The following is a 20072-nucleotide window of genomic DNA, read 5'->3' as shown; positions in this document are numbered from 1 at the left end:
TATCTTGTCCTCCTTACGCTTCTTCTTTGTATTCGATACCTAATTCTTCACTGATTCCAGCATAGCCTTCTGCTTCTAAACGTTTTGCAAGATCAGCGCCGCCTGTTTTTACGACACGTCCTTCCATCATTATATGCACCACATCTGGTGTGATGTAGTTCAATAGACGTTGGTAGTGAGTGATGATCAATGCACCAAAGTTTTCGCCGCGCATTTCATTCACACCTTTTGAGACAACTTTTAAAGCATCGATATCTAAACCAGAGTCGATTTCATCTAAGATCGCAAAAGTTGGTTCTAGCATCAATAATTGTAAGATTTCATTTCGTTTCTTTTCTCCGCCTGAGAAGCCTTCGTTCAGATAACGTTCAGCCATTTCTTCCGGCATATTTAGTAGTTCCATTTTTTTATCTAATTTTTTGATGAACTGCATCACAGAAATTTTGTCATCTTCGTCACGTTTGGCATTGATCGCCGCACGCATGAATTCAGCATTTGTGATACCAGGAATTTCACTTGGGTATTGCATCGCTAAAAATAGACCTAAACGCGCACGTTCATCTACTTCAAGTTCTAAGACATTTTCGCCATCAAAAAGAATTTCACCTTCTGTGACTTCGTAGTTTGGATTTCCCATGATCGCAGCAGATAATGTCGATTTACCTGTTCCGTTTGGTCCCATGATCGCGTGGATCTCTCCTGTTTTCATGGTCAGGTTCACACCTTTTAAAATCTTCTTATCTTCGATTGATACGTGTAAATTTTTAATCTCTAAAACGGACATGTATAATTCCCTCCAACTTAAAAATAATTATTTTATCGTTCTCATTCATTTTATCCTAATTGAGAATGATAAGCAATCTCTTTACTAGAATAATTCTTAATTACTAGAGGTTTTCTTTGTGAAAAAATGGACTTATTTAGAATCTTTCTAAAATGACTATGATTCTTTAGCGCATCTAAAAGGAAAAATGGCTTTTGATTTTCCTGCTTCTTTGTGAGATAATTTATCACGATTTTAGAAGAATATTGACTGGAAAAAAGTTAGCTTTTGTCCTGCCAATAAAGCGAGGTTTTTATATGTCAAAAAAAGGAATACTCATTGTCAATCTAGGAACACCTGATAAACCAGAAACAAAGGAAGTTCGTGCCTATTTGAAGCGTTTCTTAGGTGATCATCGTGTCATTGATACCAACCGCTGCATCTGGCTGCCTGTATTACATGGGATCATTTTACGCACACGGCCAAAAAAATCGGCAGCTCTTTATCGACAGATTTGGCAAGATTCAGGCTCTCCATTACTCATTTACACGAAAGCACAGGCGGAACAGCTGCAGCAAAAGTTTCCTGATCAAGTTGTGCGCTACGCGATGAGTTATAGTCAGCCTTTGATCCCCGAAGTTTTAAAAGAAATGCACGATCTTGGCGTGACTGATTTAACGATCATTCCACTTTATCCGCAGTATTCGAGAACGACGACTGCGCCAATTTTTGATGAAGTTGCAAAATTTTATTTGAAGGCTGAAGTGATTCCTACGGTACATTTTATTCAATCATTTTATGATGAGCCGCTATATATTGAAGCTTTAGCACAACAAATAAACCAAATTTTATCCGAAAAAAAGATTGATAAGATTGTATTTTCTTATCATGGTGTCCCCGTTTCTTATATTGCGAAAGGCGACCATTATCTAGAACATTGCCAGCAAACAACACAAGCTGTCATGGAAAAAGTAGGTGACCATCCTTTCATCAGTACTTTCCAATCAAAGTTCGGTCCGGCTGAGTGGTTAACACCAGCTACTGATCAAACATTGAAAGATTTACCTAAGCAAGGCGACAAAAGTATTCTAATCATCACACCTGGGTTTGTCTCTGATTGTTTAGAAACGATCGAAGAAATCGAGCAAGAAAATTATAGCTACTTTATGGATAATGGTGGCAAAGAATTTCACTATATCCATCCATTTAATGATGATCCTATTTTTGTGGACATTTTAGCAAAGCTTATTGAGAAAAATAACTAAGAAAAAACCTGAAAATCATTGCGATTTTCAGGTTTTTAATGATTTACTTATTTATCTACAGGTTTCACTGAGCCATCCCATTTTTCAAGAATCCAGTCTTGGATTTCTTTACTATGCAAGGCGTCGACCAATTTTTTGATTTTATCACTATCTTTATCTTCTGAACGAACTGCAACGATATTCACATATGGTGAGTTGTCTTTTTCAAGCAAGACAGAATCTTTCAATGGATTCAAGCCTGCACTGTATGCAAAGTTGGCATTGATTGCAACAAGGTCGGCTTCATCATTGTTATACGTTGTTGTTAAGACTTCAGGGTTGATGTTATGAATAAACTTCAAGTTTTTAGGGTTTTTGTCGATATCTTCAAATGTTGCTGTTTCTAAATCAACACTATCTTTGACCGTTACTAAATCCGCATCTTGTAAAATCGTGATGATTCGGCCCCAGTCTGATTCTGAGTTAGAGGTGATGATCGTTGCGCCATCTTTCAAATCCTTGATATCTTTGATACGTTTTGAGTATAAGCCCATTGGCTCGATATGGATACCGCCTGCATTGGCGAAATCATAGTTGTTTTCTTTTACTTGTAGATTGAAGTATGGAATATGCTGGAAGTAGTTTGCATCGATATCGCCTTCTGCCAAGTTTTTGTTTGGTAAAATGTAATCATCGAATTGAACGATTTCCAAATCAATGCCTTCTTTTTTAAGGATTGGTTTTACTTGCTCCAAAATTTCTGCGTGTGGAGAAGCAGATGCGCCGACTTTTAAAACAGAAGATTCTTTGTCTGATCCCGCAGTTTTACTTTCATCTGTTTTACTATTTCCGCCACCACATGCTGCTAAACTAACTGCAACGACTGCCAATGCTGCTAAACCGAATAATTTCTTTTTCATCTTTATTTCCTCCAATTATTTTCTATATTAATTGCTTATCGTTTGTCTGAACGTTTTACTAATTGATCACCGACAAATTGAATGATAAACACAATCACCAAAATCAAGATCGTTGCTACAAGTGTTACTGTATTATTGTTCCGGCTAAATCCTTCTTGGTAAGCTAACCCACCAAGACCACCACCACCGATGATTCCGGCCATCGCCGTAAATCCGATCATCGTGATCGTTGTTAACGTGATTCCTGATAATAATGCTGGTTTACTTTCCGGAATCAAGACTTTAAAAATCTTTTGAAGTTTGGAAGCCCCCATCGCATCAGCAGCTTCTAATACACCACTATCCACTTCACGAAACGCAATTTCAACTAATCTAGCATAAAAGGGTGCTGCAGATACGATCAATGATGGGATAGCCGCTTTTGCACCGATCCCTGTTCCCACTAATTTCCGAGAGAAATCCATCAACAAGATGATCAATACGATATAAGGAATCGAGCGGAAAACATTACTAACAACGGATAAAACACTATAGCTGATTTTCGCTAGAGGAGACTTGTTGCGGCTCAAGCTATATAACAGCAATCCTAACAAGAATCCGATAATAATGACAAAAATCATTGCAACGACTGTCATAAACAATGTATCGACCGCCGCTTGTTTCATTGACTCTGGGTTCACCCGGCTAAAATTCAAGTACTTTTCAACAAATGTTTCATTCGCCACGGTGAATCACCTCCAACCCAACTTCTTTTTCTTTGAAGAAAGCGAGTGTCTTTTCGACTTCACTTTGTTCGCCTAAAACCATGACCGTCAAGGTTCCAAAGGCACCTTCTTTTGCTTGCTGGACTTGACCTTGAACGACATTGATGTCCACTTTAAACTGACGAATCGCTTGAGAAATCACTGGTTCATTGGCATTGTCTCCACTAAACTGAAGCGTAACGACTAAACCTGCTGGATTTTCTTTGATCAACTCACCAAGTAGCTCTTCTGTGTCTTCTTTCGGTTCCAGTTCTTGTTGAACAAAGCGTTTGGTGACAGCTTGTTGGGGATTTCTGAAAACTTCTAATACGTCTCCTTCTTCCACGATTTGTCCAAGCTCCATTACAGCTACCTTATTACAAATTTTACGGATCACATGCATTTCGTGTGTGATCAGCACGATGGTTAGATTCAATGTTTTATTGATTTCAAGTAGTAGATCCAATACTTCGTCTGTTGTTTGCGGATCTAAAGCGCTGGTTGCTTCATCACAAAGCAGGATCTCGGGATTATTTGCCAATGCTCTGGCGATTCCCACCCGTTGTTTTTGGCCACCGGACAACTGACTTGGATAAGCATCTCCTCTGCCTTCTAAACCAACTAAAGTCAAAAGCTCCTGTGCCCGCTCTTTTCTACTACTTTTAGGTACGCCGGCTAATTCTAATGGCAACATGATATTTTCTAAAATCGTTCTTGACCATAGCAGATTGAAGTGCTGGAAAATCATGCCGATCTTCTTGCGGAACTGACGAAGTTCACGATTGGCCATTTGCGCGACATTGTGTCCTTGGATGATGACTTCTCCTTCCGTTGGCAGTTCCAAGCCATTTAATAGACGAACCAAGGTACTCTTTCCTGCTCCAGAGTAACCTACGATACCATAAATGTCGCTCTGCTCAACAGATAATGACACATCATTGACAGCTGTTACTTGCCCGTTTTTACCGGAAAATTGTTTTTTTACGTGTTGTAATTCAATTAGAGGCATTTTTCCCCCTCGACTTTCTTTTGTTTTGCTTGTTTAAGTATACTATATGTTTAGCGGTATGGTTAGACTTATCTTGGTGATCGAGCGTATGTTTTAAACTGTGGATACTTTGATTTTTTGATTCTAGTACCTTCAATGAAAAATTGGCTTGTTTCACTAGTAACGTAACTTCGCTCACTTTGTTCGCCAAGTACTGTTCAACATCAGGTTACTAAGTAACCTGTGTTGAACATACAAAAAGCTTCCGCCCTTATGTCTTATTTGACAAAAGGACGAAAGCTTGTCTTTCGTGTTACCACCTTGATTTACTATCATTTCACAATAATAGCCTTATACAGTACTTGAATTCGTATACTGTGGTGCTGTAACGGGCACACCCGTAATAAGTTTACTCATGCTCACTTATTCTGCTCAAAGACCATCTTCCATATCAATCACGTTGCCTATTTTCAGCAAACAAGGCTCTCTTTAAAACACTTTTGACATGTACTCTTCTTTTCAAAGCTTTCAATTTATATTGATGAAATTATAGCAACAACCAAAACACTTGTCAAACATTTTTATGCTTATACTAGCTCTTCTTCGTTAACGTCAGTTAAAATCGCGATCCATGCATTCGTTTGATTAGGGTCATCAAGGACACTTGGCTCATTTTCAGCAGCTTCATTGATAGAAGCAACCGTTCCAGTTACCGGTGAACTAAATTCACTAACCGCTTTTTCTGCTTCCACTTCAATCAAGGAATCACCTTTTTTTAATTCTTGACCCACTTTTGGTAATGTTGCAAAAGTGATATTGCCTAATTCTTCTTGTGCTTCATTGGTCAAGCCTATCTTGTATCCTTCAACGGTTTTCAAAACCCATAGGTTATCAATGATTTTTATTTCTTCAGCCATTATTGAATAGCTCCTTCGTAATCAGATTCTTTAAATCCGTTCGCTAAAAATTGATCTCCTTTAACAAAAATCGGACGTTTGATCAACATGCCGTCTGTCGCTAAAAGTTCGCTGGCTTCTTTGATCGAAAAGTCATTGACTTTGTCTTTCAAGCCTTGTTCTCTATAACGAATACCGCTTGTATTGAAGAAACGACGAACAGGCAGATCACTTTGCTCCATCCAGCTTGCTAATTGTTTCGCTGTTGGCGGATTTTCGATCATGTCGATCGTTTCATAATTGACCTGTTTTTCATCTAACCAAGCCTTTGCCTTTTTACATGTTGAACACTTTGGATACCAGAAAAATGTATACATTCTAACGCCTTCTTTCGTTTAATATTCTTCAATCACTGCTTCTTTTTGATATTTCATGGACATGATCAAACCTACGCCCAGCATATTTCCTAAAATAGATGACCCACCTTGACTAATAAATGGCAACGGTATTCCTGTCAACGGTAGAAGTCCAATGTTTGCACCGATATTTTCAAATACGTGGAACAAAATCATCATGATGATTCCCGTCGCAATATACGCATAAAATTCATTATTCGTCTCGAAACAAACTTTGATCATGCGGTAAATCAAGATAAAGTATAGCAAAATAATAAAACATCCGCCAATGAAACCAAAGTTTTCTCCCACAACTGTGAAAATCATATCTGATTCTCTGACCGGCACATACACATCGCTATTATTGAATCCTTTACCAAATAATCCGCCTGAACCAATAGCAGTCAATGCAAGCGCTGGTTGCTGCGAACGATTTGGATCATGATGAAATGGCTTCATCCATAAGTCGATCCGTTCAAACTGATAAGACTTAAATCCAACAGAATAAAGAAACTCACGCCCTGCTGTTGTTGTCACAAGATAAATCGTTCCAGCCCCAATCAAGACAGCCACTAAAAAGGTTGGTACAATAATCTTCCAGGAAATTCCTGACATCAAGAAGACACCGCTAAAAATCGCAAGGAAAACCAACATCGTTCCAAAGTCATCCTGTAGTAAAATCAAGATAAGCACTGGCATCGTAACCAAGAGCATCTTACCGATCAGCCAAAAATCAGATTTCAAGGTCCGATCAACGTTCTTCACATTATGCATCGTGACAATATAAGCTAGCATCAAAATAAAAGCAATTTTCATCAATTCAGATGGCTGAAATGTCGTACCACCAAAAGAAATCCAGTTTTTAGACCCTGTTTGTGACTCTAAATAAGGATCATAAAATTTTAACAATAGGCCCATCATCACAAGACCAATCGCGTAAAAAATCGGTGTCAACCGCCAAAGTAACTTCGAGTTAAAATGCATTACCACAACGATACTTATGCCGCCAACAAGGTACCATAGACCTTGCTTCATCAACATATTCCCTATCTCAGGCCGTAACGGATCATTGCTCAATGCTACATATAATGAAAGTATTCCTATGATCGACAGAAGAAAAACAGGCAAGATCACTCCGTAGTCGATTCGATTATCTAAATTATTTAGTAATTTATTTTTATTCATTCGTCATCCCTTTTCCTTGAATCATACGCTTTTTATTATAACTTTCTATGGATAGAAAAGAAAGTGTAGACTTAAGGATTTTGGAAAAACTTTAGAGAATCAGCTTTAAAGAAGAGCACCACTTACAATCTAAGTAAGTGGTGCTTTCATTTTTACGAATATTTTTTTCCGTGTCAATTAGATGAAATCTTAGATTGCCTGCAGCACCTTTCTATCCATCTCACTTAAGATGCCGTCCAGCGCATTTTCCAAATGTTCGTCCAAAAGAAGCTCTACCTGTTTCTCATTTTTTGTTTTCATATAATAGTAAAGTTTCACATGGTCTTCGATCGCATTCGCTCTTCGGTCATTCGAATGCACAGATAATTCTCTAAAATAGCTTAAATAGTTTTGGATGTTTTCCCTCGTATCTCTAAGTCGAAACAACTGACTCTTAGAGTAAATAAATTCGTTGAATTCAGTGAATATAGAAGCCAATTTCTCACTGTTTTCTCCCTGCTTTTGCATGAGCGATACGATTTGTTCGAACTCTTCAAAATCATGATCATTCATTTCGTGCATCGCAGTGATTGTTGCTAATCGATCTAGCGATTTTCTAATGGTGAAAATTTCATACGCATCTTTGCTCGTGATTCCTTTGACGATCATCCCGCTCCCCGGCACATATTCTAAGAGGTTTTCATCATGAAGACGGTGCAGGGCGGATCGTAACGGTGTTCTACTGATACTCACTTTGTTGCAAAGAAATAATTCATTGATCCTTGTCCCTGCTGGGATTTCCCCATTTAAGATCGTTTTTTTCAACGCTGAATATACCACTGTTTTCAATGATTTTGTGCTACTGAAGTCTAAGTTTTCTGCAACAATTTCAGCTACATCTATCATATGTGTCATTTGGTTTGCTCCTATTTGTTTTTTAGCTTAGTTTGTTTCTTAGTACCATTGGTAGAATCTCTTGATTTCGGTAATAATCGATCTCTGTTTCTGACTCAAATCTTGCACGTACTTTAAATCCAGTCACATCGCCATTTGGACTTGTCGCGCGAACACTAATGATGTCATTTGGTTTGATCGAGTCATCAATAATGAAGTCAAAGCTTTCCTCGCCAGTCAAGCCTAAACTATCTGCATCCTGTCCCTCAACAAATTGAAGTGGTAAAACGCCCATCATCAATAGATTCGAGCGATGGATTCGTTCAAAACTTTTAGCGATCACTGTATTCACACCAAGCAGCCGAACACCTTTCGCTGCCCAGTCTCTAGAAGAACCCATGCCATAGTCTTCTCCAGCTAAGATAAGCAAACCACCATCTTCTTTGAGATATTTTTCACTTGCATCAAATATCGTCAAGATTTCTCCAGTTGGAAAATGTTTTGTATATCCGCCTTCTTTCCCATCGGCTAATTCATTACGTAATCGAATGTTATTCAGTGTTCCGCGTACCATCACTTCGTGATTGCCGCGTCGACTGCCATAAGAGTTAAAGGCTTGAGGTCGCACACCGTGTTCTGTCAAATATCTACCCGCAGGTGACTGTAACGGAATCGAGCCCACAGGAGAAAGGTGATCCGTCGTGATCGAATCGCCCAATTTAGCCAATACTCGTTGATTCTTTAATGCTTGGATCGGCTGAGCTTGAGATTCCAGCGCTTCAAAATAAGGCGGATTGGCAATATAAGTCGATCTTTCATCCCATTCATAGGTCATTGATGGCGTTGTTTCAATATTGTTCCAGCGTTGATTTGAGTTAAACACAGAACCATATTCTTCTTTGTATAGGTCTGTTTTGACATAACGATTGATCAACTGTTCCACTTCTTCATTGCTCGGCATGATGTCTTTCAGATAGACTGGCGCGCCTTCTGAGTCATAGCCTAATGGTTCTGTTGTCAGATCAACATTGACATTTCCAGCTAGAGCGTAGGCAATCACTAAGTGCGGTGCTGCTAGATAGCCTGCTTTTACATCAGCATGGATACGTCCTTCAAAATTACGATTGCCGCTGAGGACAGCTGAAACAAGTAAATTTTCATCTTGGATCACTTGGCTGATCGTTTCATCCAGTGGTCCAGAGTTTCCAACACAGGTCATACAGCCATAACCAATCACATCAAACCCTAGTTTTTCTAAGTACGGAAGTAATCCAGCATCTTCAAAATAACGTGTTGCTACTTTTGAACCAGGCGACAATGATGTTTTCACGTATTGTTTCACTGATAACCCTTTTTCAACTGCTTTTTTTGCAAGTAGTCCTGCACTCAACACGATGAACGGATTACTTGTATTTGTACAACTTGTGATCGAAGCAATAACGACTGCTCCTGTTTCGATCGTCTCTTGTGTACCATCTTCATAGTTGATCGTTGCTTGTTTCTTTTCTTCTCCTGCTGCTAAACCGTACCCACTGTTCCCATTAGGCTTCGTAAGCGAATCGATGAATCCTTGTTTGACTTTTGATAGCGGCACCAAATCTTGCGGACGTTTGGGTCCTGCTAAGCTCGGTTCGATGTCGCTTAGGTTCAATTCGATGATTTCTGTATAGTCTGCTTCTTTCGCAGCGTCATAAAATAGCTGATTTTCTTTTACATAGGCTTCAATGATCGCTCGTTGTTCAGGATCTCTTCCGCTGAAATCTAAATAGTTGAGCGTTTCTTGATCAATCGGGAAAAATCCGCAGGTTGCCCCATATTCAGGTGCCATATTTGCTACAACAGAACGATCCGATACAGTCAAATGAGCGAGACCTTCGCCAAAGTATTCAACAAATTTTCCAACAACATTTTTTTCTCGTAATAGCTGCGTAAGCGTCAAAGCTAAATCTGTAGCAGTCGCGCCATTTTTAAGTGACCCAGTTAAACGAACACCAATAACATCAGGTGTCGTTAAATAACATGGCTGTCCTAACATCCCTGCTTCTGCTTCGATTCCGCCAACTCCCCAGCCTAAAACTCCTAGTGCATTGATCATTGTTGTATGTGAATCTGTCCCTACTAAAGTATCTGGGAAAAGAAGGTTTTCGTTTTTAGTGTCTCTTTCCGTTACGACATCCGCCAGATATTCTAAATTGACTTGGTGAACGATCCCGGTTGCCGGCGGAACCACTCTAAACGAATCAAAGGATTGCTCTGCCCATTTAAAGAAACTGTAGCGTTCCATATTTCGCACAAATTCCAGCTCTTCATTTTTCTGAAATGCTGTTTTTAACCCTGCAAAATCAACTTGAACTGAATGATCGATCACTAGATCAACCGGAATTTCTGGATTGATGATCTTGGGATCCTGTCCAAAATCTTTCACCGCTTTTCTCAAAGAAGCTAAGTCTACGATCGCAGCCCCTCCAGTCAAGTCTTGTAAAATGACTCGACCTGGTTTAAAGGGAATTTCGGTTTTTTGACTATTCGGTAAGTTCCAATCCACTAATTGATGAACGACGTTATCACCTTCCGCTGTTTCTTGACGTAAAATATTTTCCAGTAAAATTCTGATGGAATATGGCAGACGGGAAATATCGGCTCCCGTTTTTTCAGCCAATGCCTTTAAACTAAAAAAAGTGTACTCCTTGTTTTGAATTATTATTGTTCTTTTCATCGAGTGACCTCCAAAAAATGTTGTTTTAATATGAAAATACTTTATGATTGATAGTAAAGAAACAGATGAAAGGGGTATCTATTTCATGGAAATAAAAGATTTTGAGTATATTCGTGCAATTTTAGAATTTGAAAATTTGACCAAAGCAGCTGAATCCTTGTATATCACACAGCCTTCTTTAAGCATGTATTTAAAAAATATGGAAGAGCGTCTAGGTTTTCAAGTGTTTCAGATCATCGGTAAAAAATTTTCTTTGACCCTATTAGGTGAAGAATATCTAGCTGCCGGATTAAGCATCCTTGAAATCAAAGATAATTTCCAAAGTAAGCTGGAAACAATGTTGGAACAACGCTACGGTAAAATCCGCTTAGCGATTCCTTTATTACGCAGTTCCTATTTGCTGCCTGAAATATTGCCTAAATTCAATACGCTTTATCCAAATGTTCAAATTGAATTGAGTGAGGATGCTTCTGTTGTTCTTGAGAAGAAAATACAAGATGGGCGTGCAGATATTATTATCATGAATAAACCTGACCGTTTCTTAAATATGGATTACGAAATCGTCCGTAGAGAAAAAATATTACTAGCTGTTCCAAGATCATTTCTTACAGCTGATCTGCTTCCAGAAACATCTCAACCCAAATATCCCTATTTTGATTTACGACAGCTTAAAGATGAGCGGTTTATTTTACACTTTCCCAACCAAAGGACAGGTCAAATGGCCGAAAAAATTTTCCGCTATTATCAAATTAAACCAAAGAATTTATTTTACACAAAAAATATCGAAACAGCTCTCAATCTAACAGTTGCTGGATATGGAGTATCCTTCGTTTACGAAAACCATGTAGAACATCTGAATCTAAAAGAACGCCCCTATTTCTTTTCGATCAGTCAGCCTGATGAACATTTATTTTCTACAGAAGTGCTGATCGGTTATCGTAAAAATCGGATACTTCCACCCTATACACGTGAATTTATTGACCTTTGTAAAACATTAATTTAAAAATGGCAAAGGAATAGCCCCGATCAAGATCGCGATCGCTAATTGAATGAAGTAGCTGGGGATTCCCCATTTTAAGTATTCTTTTTGATAATCTCCAAAGCTGACTTCTGTACGATCAACTAACACGTAAAGGAACGCCACCAAAGGACTGGCAAAACGCACAGCTTGCCCGATCAACGAAGCTACCCCAATATTTACTGGAGTCGCGCCAAATGTATACGCAATCGGTGCGATCACAGGCAAAATACCAAAGTAAAACGCATCATTCGGTAAGAAAAACAGCCCTGGTAAAGAAATCAATGCCAGTAAAAGAGGAATATAGCCGCCCATACTTTCAGGCAGTAAGGAAACAATATGCTGCGCAATTCCTTCACTCATTCCACTACCATTCAGCACACCCATAATAACACCTGCACCAAAAACTAAACTCACAGGTCCTAGCGCTTCTGAACCATTTGCAGTCAATCGTTGCGCTTGAAGCACAGGATTTTTGTAGTTAACGATCAGTGCGATACTCGTTCCAACTAAGAATAGTATTCCACCATTGACAGTATCCAATATCAGTAACGCCATGATGAAAATCGTCAAAATAAAGTTGAACAGTAATAGTTTGGGACGTTTCAAGCTCTCTGGATCTTCATCTAGAGAAGACATGATCGCCGTTAAATCTTCATCTGTGACAATACTTTTCTCTGCTGTATAGCCTAATCTTACACGCTCTTTTTTTCCGTAACTATACGCCATATACGCTGTGAGGAGCATTGCTCCGATCATTCCCGGAATCAAGGGTAAGAAAAATTCTTTGGGGCCAATATTCAGCACCGGCATGGCCCTAGCCATTGGTCCACTCCACGGCACTAAATTCATGATCGAATTAGGTATGGCAATCAATACTGCTAGATAGAGCTGCCGCATCTTCATTTTTTTAAATAGAGATAAAACCGCTGCAGTTACGATCAATACAGTTGTTGTTCCGTCACCGTCTAAAGAAACGATCATCGAAATAACTGCTGTAGCCACACAAAGTCGAAGTGGATCTCCTTTTGCCCACTTGATCAAGACCTTACTTAACGGATCAAAAAGACCAACATCTAACATGATCGAGAAATATAAAATAGCAAATAACAATAAAGTGATCGTCGGTGCAACACCTGATTTCACTTTGCCACCGGCGACTTGATAATATAACCCTTCATAGATCCACTCAAATACATTTAAGAATGATTGCCCTGTATATCCCGCTGCAATAAACCCAAATGCCAATGGCACAAGAATCAACCCTGCAAAAGGGGAGATTTTTTTTGAAAGTAATAGTGCCATGAATACAATGATCATCAAATATCCCAATAAAGCCAACATACTCTTTTCATCTCCTTTTTAATCTAAAAAAATACCGTACCCGTTAAAATCTTTCTTGCTGTTCTATAGGATGAAATAGAACGAATGATTGCGTCACCTTCTTTTGATTTTTCATAATCGATAGTCGTTTCGATCAAGCCATCGCCATGACCAAAGCACAATTTTGTTTGATGGTTCAACTGATTCTTTTTCTTAAGAAGCTGATTTGGAATCGTACCAGGTATCACACAAGCTGCTGCAGTACAAAGTGCACCTGTTAAAGCAATCGTTTTGTGCGCTCTTTGCATACTCATCATCCGAACAGCTAAGTCATAGCTATCTGATGAAATCGTTTCGCCACTGACAGTTGTGTAAGTTTCAGCTTTACTCACTAAAGTTAGTTTAGGCACTCCCGGTGATTCTTTTGCGCTTTGATCTGCCGCTTTGACGAACCCTAATTTTTCTGCCGCTGCTCCTCTGATTTTTTCCAGCAAAGCTAATCGGTCGTCACTATTATCTATTTCCGAAGCGCTTTCTTTTCCGGTCAAACCAACCCGATCTGCTTCTACAAAAACGAGAGGATTTGCTGCATCAACGATCGATACCTCTATTTCACCTAATCCTTCGATCGTTAATGTATCTACTACATTGCCCGTTGGTAATAGTTTTCCAGTCATTGAACCAGCAGGATCAATAAATTCCAACTCGATTTTTAATCCGCTCCCAGGTACTCCAGATATTTTGAAGTCGCCTTCATAACTTAATTTTCCGTCAGGCGTAGGAATATGCTCATAGATCACTTTCTTTGTATTCGTGTTATATACTTTAACGGTCGTTATCGGATCAGTCGCTTTTACTAAACCGCTTTCAATTGCGAATACACCAACAGCTGAAGAAATATTTCCACAATTCCCAGCATATGAAACGATTGGTTTATCGATCGCTACTTGAGCAAACGTATAATTTACATCCCACGCTTCTTTTTCTTCAGGTGAAATGATGGCAACCTTACTTGTAGTAGAGACAGCTCCGCCTAAGCCATCGATTTGTCGTACATCTGGACTGCCCATTATCTTAAGCAGCACCTCATCATAATTTTCACCAAACTCAGCTAAGTCTTTTTTTAATAGAAAAACGCCTTTACTTGTCCCTCCTCTATAAATACTACAATCGATTTTTTTCAATGCTATCACTCCTATCTGACATCATTATATGTTTGATAGAAACCGAAGTACAATCAATGTTTTTGATAATAAACATCAGTGATACTTATTATCATTTACTACTCGATTAACTATCAAAAAAAAGCAGGCAAGCTTCTTTCGATCAAGAAACCTGTCTGCTTTTATCTATGGTAAATCATTTATTTATGCTTCTACTATGTCATTTGCTTTAGTTTTTTTCATTTGACTATAGCTAATGTTCAAAATCAATCCAATACAAGCCACAACAATTGCAACATAAAATGCTTTAGTAAAACTACCACCGCTAGCTGAAGCCATACTCACTGCTACTCTAGGTGCAAAAAAAGCAGCCGTTGAGTAACCAATAAATACTATGCCGTAATTGACCCCTTGATTGACAGGACCATAATTTTCCATAACAATCGGTGGAAAAACACCCATCACGCCGCCAAAACACAATCCTAGTGCAATGATTCCAATAGCAAATCCAAGCTGACTCGATAAGACAGTCAATACGATCAGCGCCGAAATGATCACACTCAAAATAATATTCAATGTCTTATTTCGACCTAGCTTATCAGAGACAGATCCCCACAAAACTCGGCCAGCACAATTGCTCAAAGAATATAAGCTTACATAAAAAGCGGCGGTTCCTGCACTTAAGCCAAACATTTGCTGCCCGATCACAGAAGCATTTGAAGCGATCATTAAACCAGAAAATGCCCCCGTACATAACATAAAGAAAATTAGATAAAAATAAGGAGAGCGTAGCATTTGTTTCCAATTTTTGTTGATCAGTTTTCCTCCACGCATCATTTCAGGCGGTGTAAAGCCCTCTGGTAGATAATCTGCTGGAGCTGTTTTAATGAAAAAACTGGCAATAACGATCACTATGATATACGCAATTCCCAAGAATCGAAACGCGTAAAACACATCGTTATTTTGGATAAAATAGTTACCTATCGGAGCCGCTATGATCGCAGCTCCACCCATTCCTGCCGTAATAATGCCAGAAGCTAATCCTTTTTTATCTGGAAACAACTTGATTGTATTACTAAGACAACCAGAATAAGCTAATCCTTGTCCAAAGCCGCCAATGAGCCCATAAGTCAAATACAGCATTCCTGGACTTGTCACAAAACCAGTCAATAAAAATCCTAGACCAAATAATAAACCACCAATAATGATCGCCCACTTAGCTAATCCTTTATCTGTAAGAAATCCGCCAAAAATCATGGGAATTGGACCTATCGCTGCATTTATCGTGAAAGCGAGCATGATCTCCGTCATCGTCCAGCCTTTTTCAACGCTTAACGGACCTGCAAAAACACTAAATGCATAGACTGCACCTGTACATAATAATACAGCTGTGGAAGCAATCAGCACTTGCCATCGATTTACTTTAGCATTCATTTTTACTCCTCCATATCTCTCGTTAGGTTAGTCTGTATGTGTATCGTTCAATGCTGTTTTTCCTGCAATTCGGCCAAATGTAAAGATATCTGTCAATGAATTTCCGCCTAAGCGATTGCCCGCGTGAATTCCTCCTGCTACTTCTCCAGCAGCATAAAGTCCTGGAATGATCTTTCCTGATTTATCTAAAACATGCGTTTCAGTGTCGATTTTTAGTCCACCCATCGTATGGTGCACTGCTGGTTTTCTTGGTGTGGCATAAAATGGTGCAACAGATACTTTTAGATCAAATACATCTTTGCCAAATTCCGGATCGTTTCCTTGATCGACATAACGATTATAGTTATCAATAGTTTCTACAAATACAACAGGGTCCATTCCAAGTTGTTCAGCTAATCCTTCTAATGTGTCAGAACGGAACAAGGTTCCAGCAGCCACCTGACGATCGATTTTTTCTTGAGTCGTATTATATGCAGTCTTTTTGATTTCATCATCCGCAATCAAATAGAACAGTCCGCCATTATCGATCGCTGCTTGAGTCAAGGCATCTCGACTGCCATATTCGTTAACAAAACGTTTTCCTTCTTGATTGACCATTACAAAGTTTTGTGGTGGTACTTGTAATCCACTAAACAGAGCACCTGTTTCCGGATCTGAAACTGGCATCATTTGAGAAAAGCCCATTCCAACTAGATCTGCGCCAACGCTTTGTCCTAAGAGAATACCATCTCCTGTAATAGCAGGGGAATTCGATGTTTTGATATCATCATCGATTTCAGTCCAATAAGTGTTGTACTCTTTCAGCATTTTCGTGTTTGCGCCAAATCCTCCAGAAGCTAGCACAACAGCATTGGCATGAACTGTTACACTTTGACCACCAGCTCCTGAACCAATGATTCCAGTAATCTTACCATTCTCAATAATCAATTCATCTACAGCTGTATCTGTAATGATCGTTCCACCATTCGTTTCAACAAACGATTGAAGGGCTGAAACAAATGCATAGCCTTCGTTTTTCAATGGCTTGTGTCCACGACGCCACAAAGCACCAACAGGCATAGTCACATCTTCTGAGTCAAATTCAACACCGATTTCTTCTAACCATTTAACCGAATCAAGTGCTTGATCTGTTAGAATTTTCACTAAATCATACTGGCCATAGATGACATTTCCTTCTTGGTCTGTCCGTTTTCCTCCAAGGTAAGTCTGCATCCGATGGAAAATTGCAGAATCGAATAGATAACCTGTTTTCCCTTCATTTTCATTCAAATAGTTTTCGATTTGTTGTTTTAGTAATCGGAAATCTTCTATATATTCTGGATCGATCGACTCTTCATCGATCTCAATCATTTCTTTCAACGTATGACTTTCTCCTGAAATCGCCTCAAAGGTGTTTTGCCATTCTGGATCCGCTGCGTTCATCGGACCTCCTGTACGAACGGTATTTCCACCAACAGCTGGGAATTTTTCGACAACAATGACTTTTTTGCCTTCCTGTAGGACACTTGCTGCAGCAGCTAATCCAGCTCCACCAGCACCCACAACTACTACGTCTGTTGTGTATTCAGCATCTTCTGCTACCGTGCTTGGTGCTTTCGGACGTTTTCTAAGAACATCTGGGTTTGCTCCAGCCATTTTCACCGCTTTTGCTACACCATCGATCACACCGTTACTCGTTACAGAAGCCCCGGAAAGCACATCAACATTCAATGTCTGTCCTTCCAAAATTTGTGTCGGGATTCTTGTAAATACAACGTCTGCAATTCCTTCTGATTCTCCACTCGTATCAATATCGATCGACTCGATTCGATCTGTCGTCAACGTAACGACCATCGGCAGATCACCGTTATGTCCTGGTGCAGTAACCGTGTAGTCTCCTGGTTCAAAAGTCACATCTTCTGGAACGTTCAATAAGTTAGCAATTTCTGTAAAGCGCATAAAACGCCAGAAACAGCTTTCCAAGAAGTCGATCGTACGCTCTTCTTTGATATTGCCTTCCTCATCAAACGCTTGATGCGCACGACCCAACAAGAATTCATAACCAGGCATGACAGTTGCATTGACTCCTGGAGCATCTAAAATTTGACGCAAATGAAGCTGCGCACGAGAAGAACCCTGCACGTCATATGATGCTCCAACGATCATCACTGGCTTTCCATCAAATGGATGAAGATTAAAAGATAGCCACTCAAGAATGCTTTTAAGGGCTGAAGGGATAGAATGGTTATGTTCTGGAGTCGCAATGATGACGCCGTCTGCTTCCGTAATTTTACGGTTGAATTCCTGAATGATCTCACTGTCTGATTGGTCATTTGTTTCGTTAAACATTGGCACATTTGTTAATTCTAAAATTTCAATCTCTGCTTTATTACTGAAATGCTTCTGCATAAACCGTAAAAGCAGACGGTTATACGATTCTTGGGCATTTGTCCCTACGATTCCGATAAATTTCATGCTCTTTCTCCCCCTTCAGCAAGTTGCTCCCATGTAAATTTTCTATTTTGTTCCATTTTAAAACGATGATCTTTAACTAGTTGATTGGTAATTGAGACGAATAAGCAAAACTCTTCAAAGCATTCATCCAATTCTGCTACTTTTTCTGAATAAAGCAACTCTCCATTTTCATCAAACGCTTGTAGAGAATGTCCTAGTAAGAACTCTGAACCAGGCATGATTCTAGCTTTCAGCTCTGGTGCATCTAAAATCTGACGTAAATGTGCTTGTGCTCTTGAAGAGCCAAGTGACCCATGTGAGGCACCGACGACCATCACAGGTTTATCGATCAAAGGTCTTGTTGTATACGAAAGCCATTCGATCAAACTTTTTAATACAGCAGGAATCGAATGATCATATTCTGGTGTACTAATGATCACCCCATCTGCCTCGTTGATTTTTTCTGATAATACACTAATTCCTTCTGGTGCAACCTTATTTTTTGGCTCATTAAACGCTGGAAAATCACCGATCTCACAAACTTCGATCTCTGCAGTTTCTGAAAAATGATCACGCATAAATTGTAGTAACTTACGGTTTGTCGAATGCGCTGAATTTGTTCCTACGATCCCAATAAATTTCATAATATACCTTCTTTCTAATTGTGAAATCATACACATGCAAACTTAAAAAAATAGTTGGCAAATTCTGTTCAAATCAAAATGAAACAAAAAACGGGATAAAACTGAGATTATTCCGTACGTAAAATGTTTTTTATGTATGTTTTCGTTTCTATAGGTAGTGTAAATCAGAAAAATTCATTTGTGAAATATTTATTTAATTATCAAACTATAAGTATTTTGTTATAATAAAAAGAAAACGATCTAGGAGTAAAAAATGACCTCAATTTATTCATCAAATATGCTGCAATATCTCGATATGCTCTTGAAGCATGGAAACTATACAAAAGCAGCTAAAGATCTGTATATTTCTCAGCCTTATCTTACGCAAACGATCAAAAAGGTCGAACTAGAATTAGGGATCGATATCATTAATCGACAAGCTTCACCGTTACAGTTGACGGAAGCAGGAAAAGTTTACTATCACTATTTGCAGTCTCTAGAAACAGAGCAGGATCAGTTTCGAAAAAAAATCTCGACCTATGCACCCCAAGAACAGACGGTTATCCGTATCGGCGTTTTATCCAGCTTAGGAACGTATGTGCTGCCTTTATTTCTCCCTGCTTTCTTGAAAAAACACCCTGATGTCAGCCTCCAGATTATAGAGTCCGTACCAGAACAGACTGAAGAGAAAATAATTGCTAAGGAGCTTGATTTTTTTATCGGACAAAATCCAGAGTCGATTTCTCCAAAGCTTACTGTTTACAGCAGAGGGCCACATGGGTATTATGCCGTCATTCCTAAAACATCTAAGTTGTATCAAAAAAATCAGATATCGCTTAAGCCAAATACACTTTCAATCAAGCAATTACTCCAAGAACCACTGATTCTGACGACACGTGGTTCAGCTATTAGGCGTCAAATCGATTATTTGCTGCAAAAATTCAAAATCAAACCAACAATTCTTTTGGAAAGCAATAATATATTTACCATTTTAGAACTCGCTAAACAAAGTGTGGGTTTAACTTTTATTCCTGAAAGTGTTCGGGTGTCTAAATTAGATGGTCCCTATAACATTTATCCTATGCCGTTAGAACTCTTGTCACTTGATTATTTTATCGCCCATTCTGCGGATAAAACGATGCGTCCAATCGAAAAAGAACTAGTTGATTGCTTTTTGCATCAGTTAGAGATCGATCTAAGGAAAAAATAAACAGACCAGAACCTAACTAGGTACCACAGAGGATGGGACAGAAGGAATTCCTTCTGCTTCCACCTTTTATTCGTAAAATAAGGACTAGGACATAACTTCTAGAGTTATATCCTAGTCCTTATTACTATGCTGTAAGAGTGATAGT

General features: G+C 39.0%; 17 protein-coding genes and 1 other annotated feature. Of the genes, 3 read left to right on the top strand and 14 right to left on the bottom strand.

Going from position 1 to position 20072, the window contains the following annotated elements; all coding sequences use genetic code 11:
• Window positions 1-13: 13 nt before the first annotated feature.
• Window positions 14-784 carry a Fe-S cluster assembly ATPase SufC gene (sufC, locus tag CC204_RS01620; protein WP_086279110.1) on the bottom strand — a complete coding sequence of 257 codons (771 nt, stop codon included), beginning with the start codon at window positions 782-784 and terminating at the stop codon, window positions 14-16.
• Window positions 785-1080: 296 nt separating this feature from the next.
• On the opposite strand from sufC, the gene hemH reads away from it, so the two are divergent.
• Window positions 1081-2028 carry a ferrochelatase gene (gene hemH / locus CC204_RS01615; RefSeq protein WP_088268506.1) on the top strand — a complete coding sequence of 316 codons (948 nt, stop codon included), beginning with the start codon at window positions 1081-1083 and terminating at the stop codon, window positions 2026-2028.
• A gap of 47 nt (window positions 2029-2075) precedes the next feature.
• Here hemH and CC204_RS01610 read toward each other — a convergent pair whose 3' ends face one another.
• From CC204_RS01610 to acnA, 8 genes are all read right to left on the bottom strand, one after another.
• Complete coding sequence (locus CC204_RS01610; protein WP_088268505.1) at window positions 2076-2927, bottom strand: MetQ/NlpA family ABC transporter substrate-binding protein; 852 nt, start codon at window positions 2925-2927, stop codon at window positions 2076-2078.
• A 35-nt stretch (window positions 2928-2962) separates the two neighbouring features.
• Entirely contained in the window at window positions 2963-3592 is a 630-nt protein-coding gene (locus CC204_RS01605; RefSeq protein WP_188634471.1) for a methionine ABC transporter permease, read from the bottom strand.
• A 49-nt stretch (window positions 3593-3641) separates the two neighbouring features.
• Window positions 3642-4679 carry a methionine ABC transporter ATP-binding protein gene (locus CC204_RS01600; protein WP_088268503.1) on the bottom strand — a complete coding sequence of 346 codons (1038 nt, stop codon included), beginning with the start codon at window positions 4677-4679 and terminating at the stop codon, window positions 3642-3644.
• Between the two features lie 265 nt (window positions 4680-4944).
• Window positions 4945-5190: a binding site (T-box leader), on the bottom strand.
• A gap of 55 nt (window positions 5191-5245) precedes the next feature.
• Entirely contained in the window at window positions 5246-5578 is a 333-nt protein-coding gene (locus CC204_RS01595; protein WP_308422465.1) for a glycine cleavage system H family protein, read from the bottom strand.
• Window positions 5575-5931, bottom strand: coding sequence for an arsenate reductase family protein (locus CC204_RS01590; protein ID WP_088268501.1), 357 nt, complete (start codon window positions 5929-5931; stop codon window positions 5575-5577). Before CC204_RS01590 ends, CC204_RS01595 begins: the two co-directional genes overlap by 4 nt.
• Before the next feature lie 18 nt (window positions 5932-5949).
• Window positions 5950-7134 carry an FtsW/RodA/SpoVE family cell cycle protein gene (locus CC204_RS01585; protein ID WP_088268500.1) on the bottom strand — a complete coding sequence of 395 codons (1185 nt, stop codon included), beginning with the start codon at window positions 7132-7134 and terminating at the stop codon, window positions 5950-5952.
• A gap of 189 nt (window positions 7135-7323) precedes the next feature.
• Window positions 7324-8028, bottom strand: coding sequence for a GntR family transcriptional regulator (locus tag CC204_RS01580; RefSeq protein ID WP_088268499.1), 705 nt, complete (start codon window positions 8026-8028; stop codon window positions 7324-7326).
• Between the two features lie 22 nt (window positions 8029-8050).
• Window positions 8051-10723, bottom strand: coding sequence for an aconitate hydratase AcnA (acnA, locus tag CC204_RS01575; RefSeq protein ID WP_088268498.1), 2673 nt, complete (start codon window positions 10721-10723; stop codon window positions 8051-8053).
• Between the two features lie 85 nt (window positions 10724-10808).
• Between acnA and CC204_RS01570 the strand changes: the two genes are divergently transcribed.
• Entirely contained in the window at window positions 10809-11726 is a 918-nt protein-coding gene (locus CC204_RS01570; protein WP_088271628.1) for a LysR family transcriptional regulator, read from the top strand.
• Here CC204_RS01570 and CC204_RS01565 read toward each other — a convergent pair.
• From CC204_RS01565 to CC204_RS01545, 5 genes are all read right to left on the bottom strand, one after another.
• Window positions 11718-13085, bottom strand: coding sequence for a CitMHS family transporter (locus CC204_RS01565; RefSeq protein ID WP_088268497.1), 1368 nt, complete (start codon window positions 13083-13085; stop codon window positions 11718-11720). The genes CC204_RS01570 and CC204_RS01565 overlap by 9 nt on opposite strands.
• 23 nt (window positions 13086-13108) lie before the next feature.
• Window positions 13109-14257, bottom strand: a complete 1149-nt coding sequence (locus CC204_RS01560; protein ID WP_227011212.1) for a 2-methylaconitate cis-trans isomerase PrpF family protein — start codon at window positions 14255-14257, stop codon at window positions 13109-13111.
• Window positions 14258-14431: 174 nt separating this feature from the next.
• A complete protein-coding gene (locus CC204_RS01555; RefSeq protein WP_088268495.1) occupies window positions 14432-15661 on the bottom strand; it encodes an L-lactate MFS transporter in 1230 nt (409 codons plus the stop codon).
• 27 nt (window positions 15662-15688) lie between these two features.
• A complete protein-coding gene (locus tag CC204_RS01550; protein ID WP_088268494.1) occupies window positions 15689-18115 on the bottom strand; it encodes a flavocytochrome c in 2427 nt (808 codons plus the stop codon).
• Window positions 18112-18738, bottom strand: coding sequence for an NADPH-dependent FMN reductase (locus CC204_RS01545; RefSeq protein ID WP_088268493.1), 627 nt, complete (start codon window positions 18736-18738; stop codon window positions 18112-18114). Before CC204_RS01545 ends, CC204_RS01550 begins: the two co-directional genes overlap by 4 nt.
• Window positions 18739-18991: 253 nt before the next feature.
• Between CC204_RS01545 and CC204_RS01540 the strand changes: the two genes are divergently transcribed.
• Window positions 18992-19927 (top strand): LysR family transcriptional regulator, encoded by a 936-nt coding sequence (locus CC204_RS01540; RefSeq protein WP_088268492.1) that lies wholly within the window; start codon window positions 18992-18994, stop codon window positions 19925-19927.
• Window positions 19928-20072 lie beyond the last annotated feature (145 nt).

It is taken from the genome of Enterococcus wangshanyuanii (genome assembly GCF_002197645.1).
GTDB classification, from domain to species: Bacteria; Bacillota; Bacilli; order Lactobacillales; family Enterococcaceae; genus Enterococcus_L; species Enterococcus_L wangshanyuanii.
The sequence above is the reverse complement of the archived record's forward strand: the minus strand, read 5'-3'. Positions and strand labels throughout refer to the sequence as shown.

Coding starts and splice junctions, on each gene's coding strand:
- sufC (WP_086279110.1), bottom strand. CDS start 784: ATGTCCGTTTTAGAGATTAAAAATTTACACGTATCAATCGAAGATAAG.
- CC204_RS01610 (WP_088268505.1), bottom strand. CDS start 2,927: ATGAAAAAGAAATTATTCGGTTTAGCAGCATTGGCAGTCGTTGCAGTT.
- CC204_RS01555 (WP_088268495.1), bottom strand. CDS start 15,661: ATGAATGCTAAAGTAAATCGATGGCAAGTGCTGATTGCTTCCACAGCT.
- CC204_RS01550 (WP_088268494.1), bottom strand. CDS start 18,115: ATGAAATTTATCGGAATCGTAGGGACAAATGCCCAAGAATCGTATAAC.
- CC204_RS01545 (WP_088268493.1), bottom strand. CDS start 18,738: ATGAAATTTATTGGGATCGTAGGAACAAATTCAGCGCATTCGACAAAC.
- CC204_RS01580 (WP_088268499.1), bottom strand. CDS start 8,028: ATGACACATATGATAGATGTAGCTGAAATTGTTGCAGAAAACTTAGAC.
- CC204_RS01605 (WP_188634471.1), bottom strand. CDS start 3,592: ATGAAACAAGCGGCGGTCGATACATTGTTTATGACAGTCGTTGCAATG.
- acnA (WP_088268498.1), bottom strand. CDS start 10,723: ATGAAAAGAACAATAATAATTCAAAACAAGGAGTACACTTTTTTTAGT.
- CC204_RS01570 (WP_088271628.1), top strand. CDS start 10,809: ATGGAAATAAAAGATTTTGAGTATATTCGTGCAATTTTAGAATTTGAA.
- hemH (WP_088268506.1), top strand. CDS start 1,081: ATGTCAAAAAAAGGAATACTCATTGTCAATCTAGGAACACCTGATAAA.
- CC204_RS01590 (WP_088268501.1), bottom strand. CDS start 5,931: ATGTATACATTTTTCTGGTATCCAAAGTGTTCAACATGTAAAAAGGCA.
- CC204_RS01565 (WP_088268497.1), bottom strand. CDS start 13,085: ATGTTGGCTTTATTGGGATATTTGATGATCATTGTATTCATGGCACTA.
- CC204_RS01585 (WP_088268500.1), bottom strand. CDS start 7,134: ATGAATAAAAATAAATTACTAAATAATTTAGATAATCGAATCGACTAC.
- CC204_RS01540 (WP_088268492.1), top strand. CDS start 18,992: ATGACCTCAATTTATTCATCAAATATGCTGCAATATCTCGATATGCTC.
- CC204_RS01600 (WP_088268503.1), bottom strand. CDS start 4,679: ATGCCTCTAATTGAATTACAACACGTAAAAAAACAATTTTCCGGTAAA.